The sequence below is a fragment of the Pedobacter quisquiliarum genome (assembly GCF_014642175.1).
Lineage (GTDB): Bacteria > Bacteroidota > Bacteroidia > Sphingobacteriales > Sphingobacteriaceae > Pedobacter > Pedobacter quisquiliarum.
The window spans coordinates 238754-257787 of the sequence record NZ_BMIL01000001.1 but is presented as its reverse complement, the minus strand read 5'-3'; the positions used below and the strand labels follow the sequence as shown (position 1 = coordinate 257787).

Below are 19034 nucleotides of genomic sequence, written 5' to 3'. Positions count from 1 at the left end.
CACAATATTTTAGTCGAGTAATACAACTTTTAAGGCATCAGCAATCCTGCCCTGCCTTAAAAGTTCCTTGGCGAGCGCATGCAGCTCCCGGGTTCGGGTACCCGAATCCCCGATAGTTGCATCAAGAACTTCCTTTACAGCGCCATCCATTCGCATGTCGTCAATCTCAGCTGCTGCAGGCAAAGCCTCTACGTTGCCAAGCATCCCCAGGTCGTTTCCGGTTAACTCCATGGAATAACGCACAGTTTCTGGCAGCGCATCTACACCAATACCAAGCGTGGTAAGTGGCTTGGCCACCTTAAAAAGATTGTCCGGTGTTACCCTGCAATACCAATCCCCGCCAAGTCTGGCCACGAGGTCCATCTTTTGCTGATCAATTTTACCAGTTTCATCGAGTACCTCCTCTTTGATGTGAATCAACTTCACTTCAGCAAGAATTAAATTACCTGCCCCGGCCTGGTCCCCCAATGGGATTACCTGGGTAACCAAACATTCCATCTGCACAGGCGCTTCAAGCACCCGGGGCGGTTTCACCAGCTGTGAAGCCTGCATGGTAAATCCGGATTTCTCAAACTCATTTATGCCCCGGCCATATTCCGTGCTGGATAAACTCATTTGCTGCACCATATCATAGTTTACAATATTGATGACGCATTCTGGAACTTCCAGTATATTCTCCAGGGTATGTTTAGTGGTATTATCACGTACGCGCCTGGCGGGAGAAAAAACACATACCGGTGGGTTGGTACTGAACATATTGAAGAAGCTGAAGGGACTTAGGTTGACGTTCCCCTGGGCATCTACAGTTGAGGCGAAACAGATCGGTCGCGGCGCAATCGCATACTGCATATAGTTTTGCAATTGCGCCGGACTTAATTCAGATACGTTTATTGTCAGCATTATTTTTTAAGGGCAAGAATAGAAAAATCGGTGTCCGCTTTGCGGATGGTGTTGCTCAGCATGCCGAGACCGGTGATTTTCATTTCCACAATATCGCCATCCTGCAGCCATTGTGGCTTGTATTCTGGGTTGTTTAATAAGCCTGTCCCGTTTAATTCCAAGAAGCAGCCGGTTCCTACAGTTCCAGATCCGATTACATCTCCTGGAAGTACATCTACGCCATAAGCACAACGCTCAATGATTTCTGCGAAGGTCCAATCCATATCTGCCATATTCCCCTTCGATACTTCTACCCCATTTACCGTACAAGTCATTTCAAGATTATATGCGTTACCAACATGCCCTGGTTTAGCGGATGTTTTATATTGTTCAAGTTCATCAGGTGTAACGAGCCAAGGGCCGATTACTGTAGAGAAATCCTTCCCTTTGGCCGGGCCAAGGTTGAGTAACATCTCTTCCATCTGCAGCGTACGGGCACTCATATCGTTCATGATCATGAAGCCGGCAATGTAATTATCTGCCTCTGCTGCTTTGATGTTCCTGCCTTTGGTTCCAATGACCACCGCAACTTCCAGTTCAAAGTCTAACTTCTGCAAATGATCTGGCATACACTCGATTTCTCCAGGCCCCTGAATGGCATTATGGTTGGTAAAATAGAAGATCGGATATTGGTCGAACTCTGCGATCATTTCCACTTTACGATTCCGGCGTGCTGCTGCTACATGTTGACGGAAGGCATAGCCGTCCCTGCATGATGTTGGATGCGGAACAGGTGCAAGCAATTCATAAAAAACCTCTTGTTTGGCTTCAATTTCATTTGCTTTAATCTGCTGATCAACCTTTTTGGCACGTTCCATCATGACTTCACCTTCCGCTAGAAAGGCATTCATCTCATCTGGTATCTGCTTATCGCAGGAATTCAGGTTATAGATATGTCCGTTCACGTAAACGCCAAGGTGTTCGCGGTCTTCCGTTTTGTAAGAAACAAGCTTCATATGCTATGATTTAAGGGTTATAGAATTTGATAAAGCTAAGCAGATGTTCTTAAATTTAAAGTATTAAAGCATTTTATATCTTTTGGAGGGGTTTTCAAGAAATTATTCATCAGTTTTGAATAACAATACATACTTTAGCAAAGCAGATGAGTAAACGACTACATAACATTAAGCAGATTGCACGCCAGGTACTGGCAGGCTTCCGCTATGCTATGCTTTCAAAGCTGATCTTTGCACAATACTCCATCTAGGCATTTCTCTGCTTATACCTAACGGCATTCTAAAGTCGTTATACCCTTTTCTAACCAAAATCAGTATTATGCCCATTTACCACACCTTAGGAACAATTCCGCATAAAAGACATACCGTTTTTCGAAAGCCAAATGGCGAACTGTATGCAGAAGAGCTGGTCTCTACAGAAGGATTTTCCAGCTTATACTCCCTGGTATACCACTGTCACCCACCAACAATTGTAAAATCACTTGGTGAACCCTATTCCGTAGAGCCGAAAATTGCCAGAGAGAAACACCTCAAACATACCAGCCTGATTGGCTTTAACATCAAACCTGAAGACGACTATCTGCAAAGCAGAAAAGCGGTTCTGGTTAATAGCGATCTCCACATCGTGCTTGCAGCACCGCGAAAGTCCATGACGGATTACTTTTATAAGAATAGTCAGGCAGACGAAGTGGTGTTCATTCATGAAGGTCGGGGTACTTTAAAGACCGGCTTTGGAAAAATTAAGTTTGAATACGGTGATTACCTGGTCATTCCACGAGGCACCATACATCAGTTTGAATTTGAAACTGAAAATAACAGGCTTTTTATTGTCGAAAGTTTCAGTCCAATTCGCAGTCCGAAACGTTACCGCAACGAATATGGCCAGCTGATGGAGCATTCACCATATTGTGAGAGAGACATCAAACGACCGGCAGATATGGAGACTTTCGATGAGTTTGGTGACTTCAAGGTCCTTATAAAAAAGCAAGGTTTAATGTATCCTTACACCTATGGCACACATCCATTTGACTTTGTTGGCTGGGACGGATTTCACTATCCATGGGCCTTTTCAATCCATGATTTCGAGCCGATAACCGGCCGTTTACATCAGCCACCACCGGTACATCAAACTTTCGAGGGGCACAACTTCGTGATCTGTTCATTTGTACCGAGGAAATACGACTATCATCCTTTGTCTATCCCGGCACCATACAATCATAGCAATGTAGACAGTGATGAGGTGTTGTACTATGTTGACGGTGATTTTATGAGCCGCAAAAGCGTAGAGAAAGGTCAAATTACACTCCATCCTGGCGGAATTCCCCATGGGCCACACCCTGGGACGGTGGAGAAATCCATCGGTAAGGAGAAAACTGAGGAGTTAGCGGTTATGATAGATCCTTTCAGACCATTGATGCTCACCGAAGATGCGGTGAATATTGAAGATGAAAGCTATCACAAAAGCTGGCAAATCAACGTAGAATAGATTAACGAACACAACAAATATTTAATAGCTATGTCAACACAAACATTTGCAGAAAAGATTGCCAAGGCTCAGGACTTCCTGCCGATTCACGGAACAGACTACGTAGAGCTGTACGTAGGGAATGCGAAGCAAGCTGCACATTATTATAAAACTGCTTTCGGTTTCCAGTCTGTGGCTTACGCCGGCCCTGAGACCGGGGTGAAAGAATATGCATCGTATGTTTTGCAACAGGGTAAGATCCGCCTGGTGCTTACAACCGCTTTAAAGTCGGACCACAAAATTGCTGAACATGTTAGAAAACATGGCGATGGCGTAAAGGTGCTGGCACTTTGGGTTGAAGATGCATACAGCGCTTTTGAAGAAACGACAAAACGTGGTGCAAAGCCTTATATGGAGCCAGTGACCATTCAAGATGAGTTTGGAACGGTGAAGATGTCGGGCATTTACACTTACGGAGAAACTGTACACATGTTTGTTGAGCGTAAAGCGTACACCGGCCCTTTTATGCCAGGCTACCGCGCATGGACAAGCGACTACAACCCGGAAGAAGCTGGTTTGCTATACATTGATCATTGTGTCGGAAACGTAGGTTGGAACAGGATGAACGAAACGGTGCAGTGGTATGAAGATGTTATGGGCTTCGTAAACATCCTTTCTTTTGATGATAAGCAAATCAATACGGAGTATTCTGCATTGATGAGTAAGGTGATGAGTAACGGAAATGGATTCTCCAAATTTCCGATCAATGAGCCAGCGGAAGGGAAAAAGAAATCACAGATTGAAGAGTACCTGGAGTTCTATGAAGGTGAAGGTGTTCAGCACATTGCGGTAGCAACTGCAAATATTCTGGAGACGGTAAAAACATTGAAGTCCAGAGGTGTAGAATTTCTTGGTGCACCACCAGAGGCATACTATGAGATGATGCATAACCGGGTTGGTGAAATTGATGAAGAAGTGGCGCAACTTAAAGCCTTGGGGATCCTGGTGGATCGCGATGAGGAAGGTTACCTGCTTCAGATCTTCACCAAACCTGTTGAAGACAGACCTACTTTATTTTTCGAGATTATTCAACGTAAGGGCGCACAATCTTTTGGTGCAGGTAATTTCAAAGCATTGTTTGAGTCGCTTGAACGCGAACAGGAACTTAGGGGAAATTTATAATATTCTCAAGCATAAAAAAGCCGCTGCATGAATGCAGCGGCTTTTTTATGCTTTAAACTTAATTAGCATCCGGATGAAGTGGATATTCCATCTTCACATTTGCACGTGCATATACGCCGGGCTCCAGTGGAATGTCAATGAACCCCTGCTTCCGGTAGATGGCAATGGCGGTTTCCAAAACACTTGTTGTATATAGCAATAAGCGGTTCGCGTTGATGGACTTCGCGAGCTCAATGGCAGCGGCGCAGAGCTTTTTGCCAACACCCAGGCCTTTATAGGTCGTGTCTACACACATCTTAGTCATCTCGTAAACACCAGGTTCAATAACTTTTAGCGCGACGGTACCAATGATTTTGCCCTCGTACCGCGCCAGCAATATCATACCGCCAGGTTTTAGAATTGCTTCCTCAGGTTGTTCAAGCACGTAACGGTCTATGGGCTCGATTGTAAAATATGCTTCAAGCCAGGCCTTATTCAGGCGTTCAAAATCAGGCTGATAAACAGACTGATATTCTATGATTTCAACTTCATTCATGATCAATGTTGCCCTACTTTTTGGGACTTATTTTATCGTTTTTTATAGGAGAATAGTCGTTTTTCAAAGTGCCATTTACACGCAAATCCTCGAAGAAGGCCTTGATACCAGTACCCGAGAATAGATCGTCTGTATTTTGAACGTGGAAGTGCAAGTGCGGCTCTGAGGAGTGTCCGGAATTGCCGCATAAGCCCAGTAATGTACCTGCTTTTACCTGCATACCTTTTTTGACTTTGATGGAGTTTTGTTTAAAATGTGCGAAGAAAAGAAACTCGTTATTTGCTGTTTTAAGCACGACGGTATTGCCCGTGATATCAAGCTTGTTCATCTCTCCGGGCTTGTTGTCGGCAACACCATCTATGACGTCCACAACTTCCGCGTCGCATGGTGCATACAACGGTTTTCCAAAAGCGTAATAATGTTCGTTGCTGGTGCCTGTAGATTTGAAGGATTTTCCGAGTTTATCGGTAATCACCATATCAAAAGCATTCTTTTGTGCTGGATCCTCAACATGGTAGTTTAAGGCCTTAGTATCACCACCCCAGAAAACGGTCCACTCATCTTTAAAAGGCAGTGCTAATTTCGTAACCGTTCTTGCCGGCTTAACCGCACTTTCGTCCTCGTAAGGCTTAACAAAGAAGCCATTGATCTTGTGTGCTGCATCCAGCGCAATGTTAACAGCGAAAGTGCCCCGGTCGAATCTTGTTTTGTAGGAGGCATAAGGACCTTCATACTTTTTAAATTCCATCGCTATTATCGTACCTGCCTGCGCCTTTAGCGCACCTAAAAATTCATTTGCTTTGTCTTTCGGTAAAGCTGCCTGCATGTCTGCAGAGAACATGAGGTAGATGCTGTCGATCTTGTTCCCATTGTGGTAAGTTTTGAATTTAGCTGCACTGTATTGGTTTTCGATCTTCTCCGTCTGGCTGAAGGCCGGAGGGCAAACAAGAAGTAAAATCGGCAGCAGGAGGTACACTCCTGCCAGGAACATTCTGGTTCTTTTCATATCTAGAATTTAATAAAAGCAATAATCGGTAATATTCTGAAGAATAAGACAAACTGAAAACCGCTTAGCGGGGTTTTGAATTAATTCTTTACATTCGACAACCAATCTGGCCTTTATAGATGACCTTTACCTTCGTAAAAACATTTTTATTGCAATTCAGAGCTGCGTTTGCTTTGCTTCAGAAGAACGATCCGCTGCGACTTGCCGGTGCAACCGCATTCTTTGCGAACTTTGCAATTCCTCCGATACTAATTATCCTCATCCGACTGTTTGGATTCTTCATGGATCGTAAGACTTTTGCCAGGAGGCTGTTCGAAAGATTAGAGAATATCCTGGACAAGAGCAGTATAGACCAGATTCGGAACACCCTGGAGAATATTAGGGCTGTGGATCAGAATTGGATTGCAACAATGATCAGTTTCGTATTTTTCCTCTTTGTTGCGACGACACTCTTTAGCGTCATCAAGGGTTCAATGGACCAGATCTGGACAATTGGGATCAAGCCACATTCTAGTTTCATGTTTAAATTGAAACTCCGGGCCAGGTCGATGGTGATCATCGTCCTTGCAGGTTTCTTATTCACAGTTGGGCTGGTCACAGACGGAATACAGGCATTTATAGGTTCTTATCTGAATAACTCATCACCGAACTTTGGTCGCTTCCTGATCGCGGTGTTGAATCAACTGGTGTTTATCGCGATTGTGTCTACATGGTTTACGGTGCTTTTCCGCTTTTTAACCAATGGTCGTCCGACCTGGAAAGATGCCATGATCGGTGGATTGCTGACCGGGGTACTTTTTACCTTAGGTAAGTACATACTCCGGATTATGCTTCCGCTTAGTAACATTGGCAGCATCTATGGTACTTCTGGTTCCGTGATTCTGATTATGCTTTTTATCTTCTACTCCTCTATGATATTCTACTTCGGGGCATGTTTTGTACGTATTCTGAGTATAGCACACGAGTCTCCCATCCGTCCAATCAAGGGCGCATTCATTTACGAGCTCAAAGAGATTGAAAAATTGAATTCGTAGATGCGAGCTTAAGGGCACAAAAAAAGAGGCAACGTTTGTTGCCTCTTTTTTTATGGTTATGGTTTGCGATTAAAATAATCTATAGGACAATCCAAGGGTGAAAAGACTTAGCTTACTGTCTTGATATCCTTCTTTCGCCACATCAGTTAAGCCCAGTTCGTAACGAAGATCGGCGCCTAATTTGCCGATGTCAAGGCCTAGCCCAAACTGCCATGCAAAGTTCTGATCCTTGAAGTTTCCTTTGAATATCTTGCTGGTTGCCTGATTTGCAGACTGTGATTGATCTAACACGAAGGACACCACAGGACCGGTTTGTAGACGTACACCCACACCTGCTGCGCCAATTTTAGTTCCCAATAACACTGGTACATCGATACTCGTGAAACGAACTTCATTGGTTTCTGACCCATCTGCACTTTTTAAATCTGCATTCTTTCCAGCTACATAAATCTCAGGTTGAGCATGGATCCCTCCCGCGCCAAACCTGGAGTAAAGCCCTATGAAATACCCCGCAGTGTTTTCACTGCTGAATGTATTATTGGTACTGAAATTCGACAGGTTTGCACCCCCACGTAATCCAACTTGCACACTCGGTAATACCTGACTGAAAGCAGCAGAACTAATCCCGATTAATACTGCGAATAATAATATTTTCTTCATATATGAACGTTTTGTTTGTGTGTAAAACTAAGATAAATTTCAAACTTATACTTTAATGCGTGTTGTTGAGCACCCAGAAAAAATCGTACCAATATTGCGCCTACGGGGTTATGGTTTCTTTTTCAGTCTTATCTGGGGTTTCTTTGTTCAAGAATTTGGATTCGAAAGCTAGGAAATTCACTGCTTTCTGTTAAGTAAGCTTGGATTTAAATAACACAACTAATATCTTAGTTAATAGATACAAGCTGCTATGAAACATCTTTACTTTATTGCGTTCCTCCTCCTCCTGATTTTACCTGCGCAGGCCCAGGTTCTAAATGCTGATGATCAGGAAAGATTTGTATTATACCGCAATCTGCTATGAAAAGCTTAAAGATGTGAAACATGCACAGGCGTATATTAAAGCCACCTAGAAGCTTCTATATCACCTAATGTTTCAAGTTATTACAACTTTCTTGCTTACACACATGAAAGTGCTGGCACCTACAAGGCTGCGCAAAGTGCCTACCTTAAGGCACTTCAGTTTTCCAACAATACTGAAATCTATTATAGTCTCGGTTTGCTGAATGATCTGAAGCTGAAAAATAAAGCTGCTGCCCTAAGGTACTATCGACAATACCTGAGAAGCAGCCCTGATGAAAAGTCAGCGATGGAAAACATCAATTATGTCAAGGGCAGAATCAAAGCACTAACCAACTAAAGTTAATTTGTTAAACCAACAAGTTAGTTGTTCATTAACCACGTTACTTGTTCAACAAGCGCGCAACGTACTTTCCGATGATATCAAACTCGAGGTTGACCGTAGATCCTTCCCCGACCGTTTTCAGATTCGTGTGCTCATGTGTATAAGGAATGATGAACACTGAGAATTCATCAGCTGCAGAATTTACAACCGTTAGGCTGATTCCATTAATACAGATCGAGCCCTTTTCAACCGTAACATTTCCACCATCAGCAGCATATTTGAAGCGGTATTCCCAACTTCCTTCCAGCTCGGCTTTTTTAATACAGATTGCTGTTTGATCTACATGCCCCTGAACAATATGGCCATCGAGGCGGCCATTCATTTGCATACAACGTTCCAGGTTTACCATGGAGCCTACCTGAAGTTCGCCGAGGTTGGTTTTATTTAAAGTTTCTTCGATAGCAGTTACGGTATGCGTATCCCCATCGCTCGCAACAACCGTAAGACAGACCCCATTATGGGCAACGCTTTGATCGATTTTCAAAGCGCTGCTAATATCGGAGCTGATGGTATAATGAACATTATCCATTTCTTTAACAATGGATGTTATGGTGCCGAGTGTTTCAATTATTCCTGTGAACATCTTAGTATTTTATTCTGTTTTGTCGCCAATTGTTGGTCGACCCGGATTGCGGCTGCAAATCTGATCCGCCTTTATTATTCAATTTGTTGATTGCTACCAGGGCAGCAATCATGGCCTCGGTTTCATCTTCTGATTTATCAATCCCCGGTTTGTAGTATTTTCCTACAAAGTGGGTATCGAAATGACCTGAACGGAAGGCATCATGCAGCATCACAAACCTACCAAAGGATAGCGTGGTTTGTATCCCGGTAATCTCATATTCTGCTATGGCTCTCACCATCCGGTCTATGGCTTCTGCTCTAGTGGCACCGAAGGTGATCAGCTTTGCAATCATCGGATCATAGTAAATTGGAATATCCATGCCTTGCTCAAAGCCGTCATCTACGCGTACACCACTGCCTTTAGGCGTTTTGTAGGTCGCGAGCGTGCCGATATCTGGCAAGAAATTGTTCTCAGGATCTTCAGCGTATACCCTAAGTTCAATGGCATGGCCGTTGATTTTGAGGTCCGCTTGTTTATAGGTTAAGGACGCTCCTCTTGCGATTTTAATTTGTTCCTTAACCAGATCCAGACCGGTGATCATTTCCGTAACCGGATGTTCCACCTGAAGTCTAGTATTCATTTCCAGGAAAAAGAAGTCCAGGTTCTCATCCAGAATAAACTCCACGGTACCTGCGCCAACGTAATTCACGGAACGTGCAACATCTACTGCGCATTTACCCATGCGCTCGCGGATTTCTGGCGTAAGTACGCTTGATGGTGCTTCTTCAACAACTTTCTGGTGCCTCCTTTGGATGGAACACTCCCGCTCAAAGAGATGAACAATGTTACCATGTGTATCGCCCAAAACCTGAATTTCAATGTGTCGCGGAGAGGAAACATAACGTTCTATGAATACGGAGCCGTCGCCAAAAGCGGAGGTTGCTTCACTTACAGCAAGTCCCATTTGTTCAGTAAAATCTTCAACGTTGTTTACGATGCGCATGCCCTTTCCACCACCACCTGCGGCGGCTTTGATCAGGATTGGGAAACCAACTTCCACGGCCCTTTGCTTTGCTTCCTCAACATCCGTGATTGCCTCTTCTGTACCGGGCACCATAGGGATATCGTACTTCAACGCTGCAGCCTTTGCGGATAGCTTGTTGCCCATGATCTCCATGGCTTCCGGCGTTGGGCCAATAAATGTTATGCCTGCGGCAACAACCTGCCTTGCAAACGCTGCATTCTCGGAAAGAAATCCGTATCCGGGATGCACGGCATCAGCACCGCTGCGTTTACACGCTTCTATGATCTTTTCACCGACAAGGTACGACTGGTTGGATGCTGCTGGACCAATGCAAAAAGCTTCATCTGCATATTGTACATGGAGCGCAGTGCGGTCAGCCTCGGAATAAACAGCTACTGTAGCGATCCCCATCTCTTTTGCAGAGCGCATAATTCGCAATGCAATTTCACCCCTATTGGCAATCAGGATTTTTTTCATGAACAAGTTTTTTGGTTATGGGTACAAATGTAACAGGATTTCGATTGCACGATCTACCATCTCGGTGGAAATATCAAGATGCGTAACAAACCTGATCGTATCTCTGTTCGTAGTGTTGCATAAAATGCCTTTTTCCGTTAACTTCCTAACGACCTCCACAGCCTCATACTTGGGCTTCACCTGAAATATGATGATGTTGGTCTCAACGGGCATTACGGCATTTACCCAGCTTAGTTCCGATAAGGTCTTTGCAATAACCTTTGCATGAGCATGGTCGGTTTTCAGCCTTTCCACATGATGATCTAGTGCATAGATGCCCGCTGCAGCTAAAAAGCCCGCCTGACGCATTCCGCCACCTAAAACCTTACGTATTTTCCGGGCTTTCTTTATGGTTTCTTTGGATGCCAACAACACAGAACCCACTGGAGCACCCAGTCCTTTAGAGAGACAAATGGAAATTCCATCGAAATACTGGCCGTAATCTTTTGCTTTATCGCCCGTGGCAATTAAAGCATTAAACAAGCGTGCGCCGTCGAGATGTAATTTCAATCCTTTTATACTGCATAGCGTATGTATCGGCGCAATCTGATCTAGTTTGTAACAGGCTCCACCACCTTTATTTACGGTATTTTCTAGCACTACAAGGCTTGAATTTGGGTAATGGATGTTCTCCTCGTTAATTTCAGGCTCGATCAGTTCCGTAGTTAAGATCCCACGTTCACCATGCAAGAGGCGCACAGATGCAAGGGAATTGTATGCGATTCCACCACCTTCATAGCGGTATACATGGGCAGTCTGGTCGCAAATCACCTCATCCATCGGGTTGGTAAAGCATTTAATCGCAATCTGGTTGGTCATGGTGCCCGAAGGGCAGTATAAAGCAGCATCCATATTAAACATGCGGCATAACTTTGCTTCCAGCGCATTAACGGTCTCATCTTCTTCGAAAACGTCGTCACCAACCTTTGCCTGCATCATGGCTTCCCGCATCTCTGCTGTAGGCCTGGTTACTGTATCGCTTCTAAAATCTATTTTATTTATCATCTTATCAGGTTTAATACAAATATTAACATTGTGAAACGCCATTGCATGAAGCAATTAAAATTTTACACGACCTGCGCTAGCGAATGTCCATCGCAGACATAAAATCGGGGTTCACAATTTGATTTTCTTTTACTTACCTAAAGCAAATCTGAAATTTAATAATCGCCACGAAGTGTTCAAAAGGGTAACAAAATATATCTCAATCGACCGTTAAAATTTGGAAATGACAATAACAAACGTAATTTTAGGGCCGAACCGTCGATTATTTAATATCTCCTGGTACTTCCTTAACCAAATAGTAACCTGAAATTAACCTAATGTCAAACGCTTAGAAACAGTGAAAAAATAAATTATGAAAAAAACTAATCTCAACGAATTAAGAATTTCTACATTTATCCCGAAAAATTTAAATTAACATGATAGTTATTGCAGATGGAGGTTCCACCAAAACCAATTGGTGTTTAATTAACGAAGCTGGAAGAAAGATACTTTTCAATACTGAAGGATATAATCCATATTTCTCAAATACAGAATATATTGTTGGTTCATTAAAAGTAGGCTTACCAGATCATTTAGAAACAGAGAAGCTTACTGAAGTTTACTATTATGGTGCTGGATGTTCGACTGACACGAACAAAAAGATTGTAGCAGACGCCATGCAACAAATCTTCCCGAATGCGGAAATCAACATTGGCCACGACTTACTTGCATCTTGCAGAGCATTACTTGGAGATGAAGAAGGTTTTGCCGCAATCCTTGGTACCGGCACAAACACTTGTCTTTATGACGGTAAAGACATTTCTTTAAACATCGACTCACTTGGTTATTTCCTGGGTGATGAAGGTAGTGGTTGCTATATCGGCAAGCGCATTCTTGCTGACTACATGAAAGGCTACATGCCTAAAGGTTTGAGAGAAGCATTCTATGATAATTTTGCATTAACCAACGAAGATATATTCGACAACATCTACAACAAACCCCTTCCCAACCGTTTCTGTGCAAGCTTCAGTAAATTCCTTTATGACTTTAAGGACAGCTATGAAGAATACACATTTAATACCGTGAGCTATGCATTCAGTGCATTCTTTGAAAACCTTGTTATTCACTATCCAAACTACAAAGACTACAAGTTAAACGTAATTGGTTCAGTGGGCTACAGCTTCAGAGATATCCTGAGCGTTGTTGCAGACAAATACGAAATGGGCATTGGTAAAATCATCCGTTCACCTATAGATGACCTTGTAGACTACCATTTAAGAACTTCTAAAATGACAAAGTAATTGGGAAATCCCAATACCAAAGCATAATAAAAACGCCGGCATCTATAAAATGACCGGCGTTTTTCGTTTAAGGTTTCTTATGGATCGGAACCTTCTAGAAAGAGATTTCTTTACCAAATAATTTGGCGTATTTTCGTTTATCAAAACGGTATAATGTCGCTGCGCGGAACGACACTCCTTTTTGTTTTTCATCCAGGTCCCTCAGTACACCGAAGCTTAACATCTTCTTTCTGAAGTTTCGCTTATCTAGTTTTTTACCCAGAATCAGCTCATATACATTTTGTAATTGCGTCAGGGTGAACTTTTCAGGAAGTAACTCAAATGCAATTGGCTGATGTTTGATACGCCTTTTGATCTTCTCCAAACCCTTGTCGAAAATCTGCTGATGGTCGAACGCAAGCTTAGGGAGATCTTTAACATTAACCCAGTGCGCCTGTTTTGCATAGGTGCTAATAGGCTTAAGCGCCTTATCACCACCTAAGCGCAATAAAGCATAATAAGCAATACTAACCACACGCCCTTGTGGGTGACGATCAGGATCGCCGAAAGTGTAATACTGCTCCATGTATATATCTCCAAGTCCGGTCAACTCGTTAAGAATGCGAGAGGCGGACTGATCTAAACTTTCATTTGCCCTAACGAGATTTCCAGGCAGTGCCCACCAATCTTTGAATGGCTCTTCATTTCGCTCAATAAGGAGGATTTTCAGCTCCCCACCGTCAAAACCGAAAATCACGCAATCGATCGAAAAGGTAGAATTAAATTGGGGTAGTTCTTCTTTCAAAATAAGTTTGTTTGATTTAAACCCGAAACAGCGAGATAATAATCGATGTCCCAAATTATTTGAGTTTGTTAATATCTAAAATTAATTAATTGCGTTATTACCCAGGGTTAGTGTAAATAACACAGTAAATGTAAATATATTTTGCGCTTCGCAGAACAAAAATTCTCGCCCTAAATTCTGTTAATTCCCACTCTTTTCCATTTTTTCCGATATTTTTCTCATCTTGCCCGTGTTAAAATTACTCAAAAGATAATTAGTAGTGTATTATTGGAATGCACCTACCTAACTCAAACGATTTATTCTTAAAGTCTTAGTTCAAGGTATTGTAAAAAAAACAAGATAAATTACTTAGTGTAGGAAATACACGTTATATTCGTTTAATTAACATATGAACCAAAATATAAATAATATTGCCGTATTAACCTCCGGAGGAGATGCTCCTGGTATGAATGCCTGCATTAGAGCAGTTGTTCGTACTGGTATATATAACGGAGCTAACATGTTTGGTGTTAAACAGGGCTACCAGGGACTTATTGATGATAACATCATTCCCATGGACGCCCGTTCCGTCAGCAATATCATCCATTTAGGTGGCACGATTCTAAAAACAGCACGTTGTAAACCTTTCATGACTGAAGAAGGGATGCAAACGGCATATAATCACTTAAAAGCACGTAACATTGATGGCCTTGTGGTTATTGGTGGTGACGGAACCTTTACAGGCGCGAAGATTTTCTCTGAGAAATTCGGCGTAAAAGTAATGGGTGTACCTGGTACGATTGACAATGATCTTTTTGGATCGGATTTCACCCTTGGGTATGACACTGCAATGAACACCGTGATCGAGGCAATCGACAAAATACGGGACACTGCAGATGCACATGATCGACTTTTCTTTATAGAAGTCATGGGTCGCGATTCCGGATGTATTGCCCTGAGAAGTGGCGTAGCTTCCGGCGCTGAAGCCGTGCTTTTGCCAGAGAAACAGACCAGCATAGACGAGCTCGTAAACCAGCTTGAAATTGGTGCACTTACTAAAAAATCTTCCAGTATCGTAATTGTAGCTGAAGGTCATAAAGCCGGTGGTGCATACGATATCGCAAAAAAGGTAAAAGAGCGTTTCAATCACTATGACACTAAAGTCACCATCCTTGGTCACTTGCAACGTGGTGGTAGTCCAAGCAGTGCAGACAGAATTCTGGGTAGCCGTTTAGGCTTTGCCGCTGTAAATGAGCTTTTCAAAGGTACAACTGCAGCAATGGTAGGCCTTCGCGGAAACGACGTAAAGGTGACAAGCCTGGAAGAAGCGCTCACCAAACATTCCTTCAAACTGGAGGATGACCTGTTGGAAATGACTAAGGTATTATCGATCTAATATGGTAGCAGTTGTTTACAGTGGCTCGAAAGCTGCACATTGGAAAATTGCCCGCGAGGGTAAAACAGTGGCAGAATGTACGATGCCTGGTATCAACCCATGCCATAACAATGAAAAAACCATCCTTGACGCGCTGAACAAAAAGACCATTCTTATTAACAATGCAGAGCGAATCAAGAAGATCTATGTGTTTTCTTCAGGTGCCAGTAGTGAAGCCCGTAGTAAGGAACTCGCGCTGATCTTGTCCAAGTTTTTCAAGTTTAGTGAAATATCCGTCAAAGACGATCTTTACGGCGCGGCAGTAGCAGCCTGTTATAACAACACCGGAATTGTCGCTGTACTTGGAAGTGGATCTAATTGTGCATATTTTAATGGCACAATTCCAAAACAAAACAATTTTGGATTGGGTTTTATTCTTGGTGATGAAGGGTCTTCAATTCACTTGGGTAAAATGCTGCTTAAAAGGTTTATTCAAGGGAAATTACCTAAAGATTTACATAGGGCCTTTACACAAAAAGCAAACCTGGACAGACCATTGATCCTGGAAAGAATATATAGAAAGCCCATGCCCGAGCAGTTTTTAAGCTCATTCTTTGACTTTTTTGTAGAACACAGGGCGCACCCTGCGATTCAGGAAATTATTGATCAAGGTTTTGATCAGTTTATACAAACTTACCTCCTGCCTACAATTAAGGAATACCCGGAACAAGAAATACATTTTGTTGGTAGTGTTGCCGGGCAGTTTGAAGAACGCCTGATCACCATGGCAGAGAAGCATGGTATCAACATCACCACAATTATAAAAGAACCTATATATAATTTATTAAACTATTATTCAAATTAGTACAATGAGCAAAATTGGAATAAACGGCTTTGGTCGTATCGGCAGACTGGTTTTCAGAGCTGCACTTAAAAGAGGATTAGATGTTGTTGCTATAAACGATCTTGTAGAACCAACTTACATGGCTTACATGTTGAAGTACGATTCAACGCATGGCCGCTTCAATGGAACAATCGAAGTTGAAAACGGAAACTTAGTTGTTAATGGTAAAACCATTCGTATAACTGCAGAGAAAGACCCAGCAAACCTTAAATGGGATGAAGTTGGTGTAGACGTTGTTATCGAATCTACAGGTTTATTCTTAACTGAAGCAGACGCTAAGAAACACATCCAGGCTGGTGCTAAGAAAGTTGTTTTATCTGCTCCAGCGAAAGACGATTCTATCCCAACTTACGTAATGGGTGTTAACCACGAGAAATTAACCGCTGATCAAACCATCGTTTCAAACGCATCTTGTACTACAAACTGCCTTGCGCCTATCGCAAAAGTTTTAAACGATAAGTTTGGAATCGTTGAAGGTTTAATGAGCACTGTACACGCTGTAACTGCAACCCAGAAAACAGTTGATGGACCTTCTGCAAAAGACTGGAGAGGTGGCCGTGGTGCATACTCTAACATCATCCCTTCTGCAACTGGCGCAGCTAAAGCAGTAACTAAAGTTATTCCTGAGCTTAAAGGTAAACTTACCGGTATGGCTTTCCGTGTACCTGTTGCGGACGTATCCGTTGTTGACTTAACCGTACGTTTAGAGAAATCAGCAACTTACGAAGAAATTAAAGCAGCAATGAAAGAAGCATCTGAAGGTTACCTTAAAGGTGTTTTAGGTTATACTGAAGATCAGGTTGTTTCTTCTGATTTTATCGGTGATGAGCACGCTTCAATTTTTGATGCTGATGCAGGTATCGCGTTGAACGGAAACTTCGTTAAAGTTGTTTCATGGTATGATAACGAAATGGGCTATTCAGCTGCCTTGGCTAAATTTGTTGAGCACTACGCTACAATCTAAGCTAAAACATAAATCAAAAAGGGGATGTTCTTATCGGACATCCCCTTTTTTTATTTCGTTTGTTTGAGTACAACAGCGGTTAGTGGTGGAAGATCTACATAGATCGAATATGGCCTCCCATAACACACATCAGCTTCTGGCAGGTAGGGCGCGGAGCTTGTTCTGCCTTCGCCGAAAAAGTCCTGGTGATCTGTATTAAACACCTCTTTCCATTTGTATTTCGAAGGGACGCCGATCTTATAATGATTTCGTGCCACTGGCGTAAGATTCAGTAAGACAATTAAAGTATCCCGATCCTTTTTACCCTTACGCATATATATGTATACAGAATGCTGTACATCATCTGCGTTGATCCACTCAAAGCTATCGTAGGAAAAACCATTCACATATAGCGCAGGTTCAGATTTGTAGAACGAATTTAACGCTTTAACCATAAGCTGCATGCCGGCATGGGATTCGTACTGCAGTAAATGCCAGTCCAGCGACTTCTTGAAATTCCATTCACTATTTTGTGCAAACTCATTACCCATAAACAGCAATTTCGTGCCCGGCTGCGTAAACATATAGGTATATAACACCCTTAAATTTGCGAATTTCTCCCACTCATTCCCAGGCATTTTATAGATCATGGACGACTTGCCATGTACCACTTCATCATGTGAAAATGGCAACATAAATCGCTCTGTGAAGGCGTAGGTGATAGAAAAAGTAAGTTTATGATGATGATGACTTCTATTTATCGGATCAAGCTTGAAATACTTCAGGGTGTCATTCATCCAGCCCATCATCCATTTCATGCCAAAACCAAGACCATTATCCGCAACGGGCCACGTTACACCGGGATAAGTACTACTCTCCTCTGCAATGGTTTGTACGCCTTCAAAGTTGAGATATATGGCCTCATTCATGTCCTGCAAAAACTGGATTGCACCAAGGTTTTCCGCCCCACCATGGATGTTTGTGCCCGCATCTTCTGCTTTCCTGGAAAAAGTGTAGTACAGCATTGAAGCGACCGCATCCACCCGCAACCCGTCGGCATGAAAGTGATCTATCCAGAACATCGCATTGCTGATCAGGAAGGAACGCACTTCGTTGCGATCGTAGTTGAAGATATATGATTTCCAATCCGGATGAAATCCCTTGCGCATATCTGCATGTTCATACAGGTGTGTGCCATCAAACTTGTAAAGTCCATGAGCATCACCAGGAAAATGCGAGGGTACCCAGTCCATAATCACCGCAATATTCGCTTTGTGCAGGGCGTCTATTAAATACATCAGCTCCTCAGGTGTGCCATGCAAGGAACTTGCGGCATAATAACCAGTGATCTGGTAGCCCCAGGAAGGGAAGTACGGGTATTCCATTACTGGCATCACCTCTACATGCGTAAAGCCCATTTCCAGCACATAATCGACCAAGGTATCTGCAACCTCCTTATAGGTCAGAATTCTCGAGGGTTCCGCAGGATCTCTCTTCCAGGATCCCAGATGCACTTCATACACCGAAATCGGCTGATCCAGCGCGTTCAACTTAGGCCGCTTCTTTAGCCAGCTTTTATCTTTCCACTTGTACTTGAGGTCCCAAACCACTGAAGCGGTTCCCGGTGGAAGCTCCCAACGTCTTGCAAACGGATCACCTTTCTCCAGCCAGATACCCTCAAAGCTGTGAATGGCATATTTGTATAAATCGCCATGACTTACCCCCGGGATAAAACCTTCCCAAATACCGGAAGCATCCCAGCGCTTGTAAAGCTGGTGACTGCTTTTATTCCACGCGTTAAATTCACCAGTTACATTTACTTCCTTGGCATTCGGTGCCCATACGGCGAAGTAGGTCCCACTGGTCCCATTTAGTGTTAGCACATGGGATCCAAGCTTCTCATAAAGGCGAAAGTGTTTACCCGATATGAACAGGGATACATCAAAATCTGTGAGTAAGCTGTGGAACCAGACCTTTTTGTCTCCATCTCGAGCGCTTGCAGGGAACTTATTTGAAGAAGCTTTTTTGATTTCTGAACTGTCCATTATGTGTAGATTATAAGTTCCGGTATTACATCCAAAGAAAGTGTAAAATCCCTAAAACTTACCTAAAGATCAACATTAAATCGGCACAGATG

18 protein-coding genes are annotated in these 19034 nt (G+C 42.9%); 8 read left to right on the top strand and 10 right to left on the bottom strand.

Features of this window, described 5'->3' with window-relative positions; all coding sequences use genetic code 11:
* Positions 1-9: 9 nt before the first annotated feature.
* Positions 10-900, bottom strand: a complete 891-nt coding sequence (locus IEW69_RS01115; RefSeq protein WP_188624974.1) for a flavin reductase family protein — start codon at positions 898-900, stop codon at positions 10-12.
* Complete coding sequence (locus IEW69_RS01110) at positions 900-1895, bottom strand: fumarylacetoacetate hydrolase family protein (RefSeq protein ID WP_188624973.1); 996 nt, start codon at positions 1893-1895, stop codon at positions 900-902. Before IEW69_RS01110 ends, IEW69_RS01115 begins: the two co-directional genes overlap by 1 nt.
* 319 nt (positions 1896-2214) lie before the next feature.
* Between IEW69_RS01110 and IEW69_RS01105 the strand changes: the two genes are divergently transcribed.
* Together IEW69_RS01105 and hppD are read left to right on the top strand one after the other, a co-directional pair.
* Complete coding sequence (locus IEW69_RS01105) at positions 2215-3381, top strand: homogentisate 1,2-dioxygenase (protein WP_188624972.1); 1167 nt, start codon at positions 2215-2217, stop codon at positions 3379-3381.
* A gap of 30 nt (positions 3382-3411) precedes the next feature.
* Positions 3412-4542 (top strand): 4-hydroxyphenylpyruvate dioxygenase, encoded by a 1131-nt coding sequence (gene hppD, locus IEW69_RS01100; RefSeq protein ID WP_188624971.1) that lies wholly within the window; start codon positions 3412-3414, stop codon positions 4540-4542.
* A 58-nt stretch (positions 4543-4600) separates the two neighbouring features.
* On the opposite strand, the gene IEW69_RS01095 is transcribed toward hppD, so the two are convergent.
* Positions 4601-5077: a GNAT family N-acetyltransferase gene (locus IEW69_RS01095; protein ID WP_188624970.1), complete on the bottom strand. Its 477-nt coding sequence runs from the start codon at positions 5075-5077 to the stop codon at positions 4601-4603.
* 13 nt (positions 5078-5090) lie between these two features.
* A complete protein-coding gene (locus IEW69_RS01090; protein ID WP_188624969.1) occupies positions 5091-6083 on the bottom strand; it encodes a peptidoglycan DD-metalloendopeptidase family protein in 993 nt (330 codons plus the stop codon).
* Between the two features lie 119 nt (positions 6084-6202).
* Between IEW69_RS01090 and IEW69_RS01085 the strand changes: the two genes are divergently transcribed.
* Positions 6203-7117, top strand: coding sequence for a YihY/virulence factor BrkB family protein (locus IEW69_RS01085; protein WP_188624968.1), 915 nt, complete (start codon positions 6203-6205; stop codon positions 7115-7117).
* Positions 7118-7186: 69 nt separating this feature from the next.
* Here the strand turns inward: IEW69_RS01085 and IEW69_RS01080 are convergent, their stop codons facing one another.
* Positions 7187-7777, bottom strand: a complete 591-nt coding sequence (locus tag IEW69_RS01080) for a porin family protein (protein ID WP_188624967.1) — start codon at positions 7775-7777, stop codon at positions 7187-7189.
* Positions 7778-8198: 421 nt separating this feature from the next.
* Between IEW69_RS01080 and IEW69_RS17055 the strand changes: the two genes are divergently transcribed.
* Positions 8199-8477: a hypothetical protein gene (locus IEW69_RS17055; protein ID WP_373284090.1), complete on the top strand. Its 279-nt coding sequence runs from the start codon at positions 8199-8201 to the stop codon at positions 8475-8477.
* A gap of 43 nt (positions 8478-8520) precedes the next feature.
* Here IEW69_RS17055 and IEW69_RS01065 read toward each other — a convergent pair whose 3' ends face one another.
* Genes IEW69_RS01065 through IEW69_RS01055 form a run of 3 tightly spaced genes read right to left on the bottom strand, consistent with a single transcriptional unit; the run spans position 8521 to position 11632 of the window.
* Complete coding sequence (locus tag IEW69_RS01065) at positions 8521-9105, bottom strand: riboflavin synthase (RefSeq protein ID WP_188624965.1); 585 nt, start codon at positions 9103-9105, stop codon at positions 8521-8523.
* Between the two features lies 1 nt (position 9106).
* Positions 9107-10588, bottom strand: coding sequence for an acetyl-CoA carboxylase biotin carboxylase subunit (accC, locus tag IEW69_RS01060; protein ID WP_188624964.1), 1482 nt, complete (start codon positions 10586-10588; stop codon positions 9107-9109).
* Positions 10589-10603: 15 nt separating this feature from the next.
* The gene (locus IEW69_RS01055) at positions 10604-11632 is read right to left on the bottom strand and encodes a threonine aldolase family protein (RefSeq protein ID WP_188624963.1); all 1029 of its coding nucleotides are present in this window, start codon (positions 11630-11632) and stop codon (positions 10604-10606) included.
* A gap of 416 nt (positions 11633-12048) precedes the next feature.
* Between IEW69_RS01055 and IEW69_RS01050 the strand changes: the two genes are divergently transcribed.
* Entirely contained in the window at positions 12049-12912 is an 864-nt protein-coding gene (locus IEW69_RS01050) for an N-acetylglucosamine kinase (protein ID WP_188624962.1), read from the top strand.
* A 94-nt stretch (positions 12913-13006) separates the two neighbouring features.
* Here the strand turns inward: IEW69_RS01050 and IEW69_RS01045 are convergent, their stop codons facing one another.
* Positions 13007-13696 (bottom strand): NUDIX hydrolase, encoded by a 690-nt coding sequence (locus IEW69_RS01045; RefSeq protein ID WP_188624961.1) that lies wholly within the window; start codon positions 13694-13696, stop codon positions 13007-13009.
* A 388-nt stretch (positions 13697-14084) separates the two neighbouring features.
* Here IEW69_RS01045 and pfkA point away from each other — a divergent pair, with 388 nt between their 5' ends.
* The 3 genes from pfkA to gap are packed head-to-tail and all read left to right on the top strand — an operon-like array spanning position 14085 to position 16918.
* Complete coding sequence (gene pfkA / locus IEW69_RS01040; protein WP_188624960.1) at positions 14085-15071, top strand: 6-phosphofructokinase; 987 nt, start codon at positions 14085-14087, stop codon at positions 15069-15071.
* Position 15072: 1 nt separating this feature from the next.
* Positions 15073-15915: a hypothetical protein gene (locus IEW69_RS01035; protein WP_188624959.1), complete on the top strand. Its 843-nt coding sequence runs from the start codon at positions 15073-15075 to the stop codon at positions 15913-15915.
* Between the two features lie 4 nt (positions 15916-15919).
* Positions 15920-16918: a type I glyceraldehyde-3-phosphate dehydrogenase gene (gene gap, locus IEW69_RS01030; RefSeq protein ID WP_188624958.1), complete on the top strand. Its 999-nt coding sequence runs from the start codon at positions 15920-15922 to the stop codon at positions 16916-16918.
* Positions 16919-16968: 50 nt separating this feature from the next.
* Here the strand turns inward: gap and glgB are convergent, their stop codons facing one another.
* On the bottom strand, positions 16969-18942 hold the full coding sequence (gene glgB, locus IEW69_RS01025; RefSeq protein WP_188624957.1) for a 1,4-alpha-glucan branching protein GlgB: 1974 nt from the start codon (positions 18940-18942) through the stop codon (positions 16969-16971).
* Positions 18943-19034 lie beyond the last annotated feature (92 nt).

What these genes read in the sequence shown, in the direction of transcription:
- IEW69_RS01115 (WP_188624974.1), bottom strand. Translation starts at nt 900, where the DNA reads ATGCTGACAATAAACGTATCTGAATTAAGTCCGGCGCAATTGCAAAAC.
- IEW69_RS01110 (WP_188624973.1), bottom strand. Translation starts at nt 1,895, where the DNA reads ATGAAGCTTGTTTCTTACAAAACGGAAGACCGCGAACACCTTGGCGTT.
- IEW69_RS01105 (WP_188624972.1), top strand. Translation starts at nt 2,215, where the DNA reads ATGCCCATTTACCACACCTTAGGAACAATTCCGCATAAAAGACATACC.
- hppD (WP_188624971.1), top strand. Translation starts at nt 3,412, where the DNA reads ATGTCAACACAAACATTTGCAGAAAAGATTGCCAAGGCTCAGGACTTC.
- IEW69_RS01095 (WP_188624970.1), bottom strand. Translation starts at nt 5,077, where the DNA reads ATGAATGAAGTTGAAATCATAGAATATCAGTCTGTTTATCAGCCTGAT.
- IEW69_RS01090 (WP_188624969.1), bottom strand. Translation starts at nt 6,083, where the DNA reads ATGAAAAGAACCAGAATGTTCCTGGCAGGAGTGTACCTCCTGCTGCCG.
- IEW69_RS01085 (WP_188624968.1), top strand. Translation starts at nt 6,203, where the DNA reads ATGACCTTTACCTTCGTAAAAACATTTTTATTGCAATTCAGAGCTGCG.
- IEW69_RS01080 (WP_188624967.1), bottom strand. Translation starts at nt 7,777, where the DNA reads ATGAAGAAAATATTATTATTCGCAGTATTAATCGGGATTAGTTCTGCT.
- IEW69_RS01065 (WP_188624965.1), bottom strand. Translation starts at nt 9,105, where the DNA reads ATGTTCACAGGAATAATTGAAACACTCGGCACCATAACATCCATTGTT.
- accC (WP_188624964.1), bottom strand. Translation starts at nt 10,588, where the DNA reads ATGAAAAAAATCCTGATTGCCAATAGGGGTGAAATTGCATTGCGAATT.
- IEW69_RS01055 (WP_188624963.1), bottom strand. Translation starts at nt 11,632, where the DNA reads ATGATAAATAAAATAGATTTTAGAAGCGATACAGTAACCAGGCCTACA.
- IEW69_RS01050 (WP_188624962.1), top strand. Translation starts at nt 12,049, where the DNA reads ATGATAGTTATTGCAGATGGAGGTTCCACCAAAACCAATTGGTGTTTA.
- pfkA (WP_188624960.1), top strand. Translation starts at nt 14,085, where the DNA reads ATGAACCAAAATATAAATAATATTGCCGTATTAACCTCCGGAGGAGAT.
- IEW69_RS01035 (WP_188624959.1), top strand. Translation starts at nt 15,073, where the DNA reads ATGGTAGCAGTTGTTTACAGTGGCTCGAAAGCTGCACATTGGAAAATT.
- gap (WP_188624958.1), top strand. Translation starts at nt 15,920, where the DNA reads ATGAGCAAAATTGGAATAAACGGCTTTGGTCGTATCGGCAGACTGGTT.
- glgB (WP_188624957.1), bottom strand. Translation starts at nt 18,942, where the DNA reads ATGGACAGTTCAGAAATCAAAAAAGCTTCTTCAAATAAGTTCCCTGCA.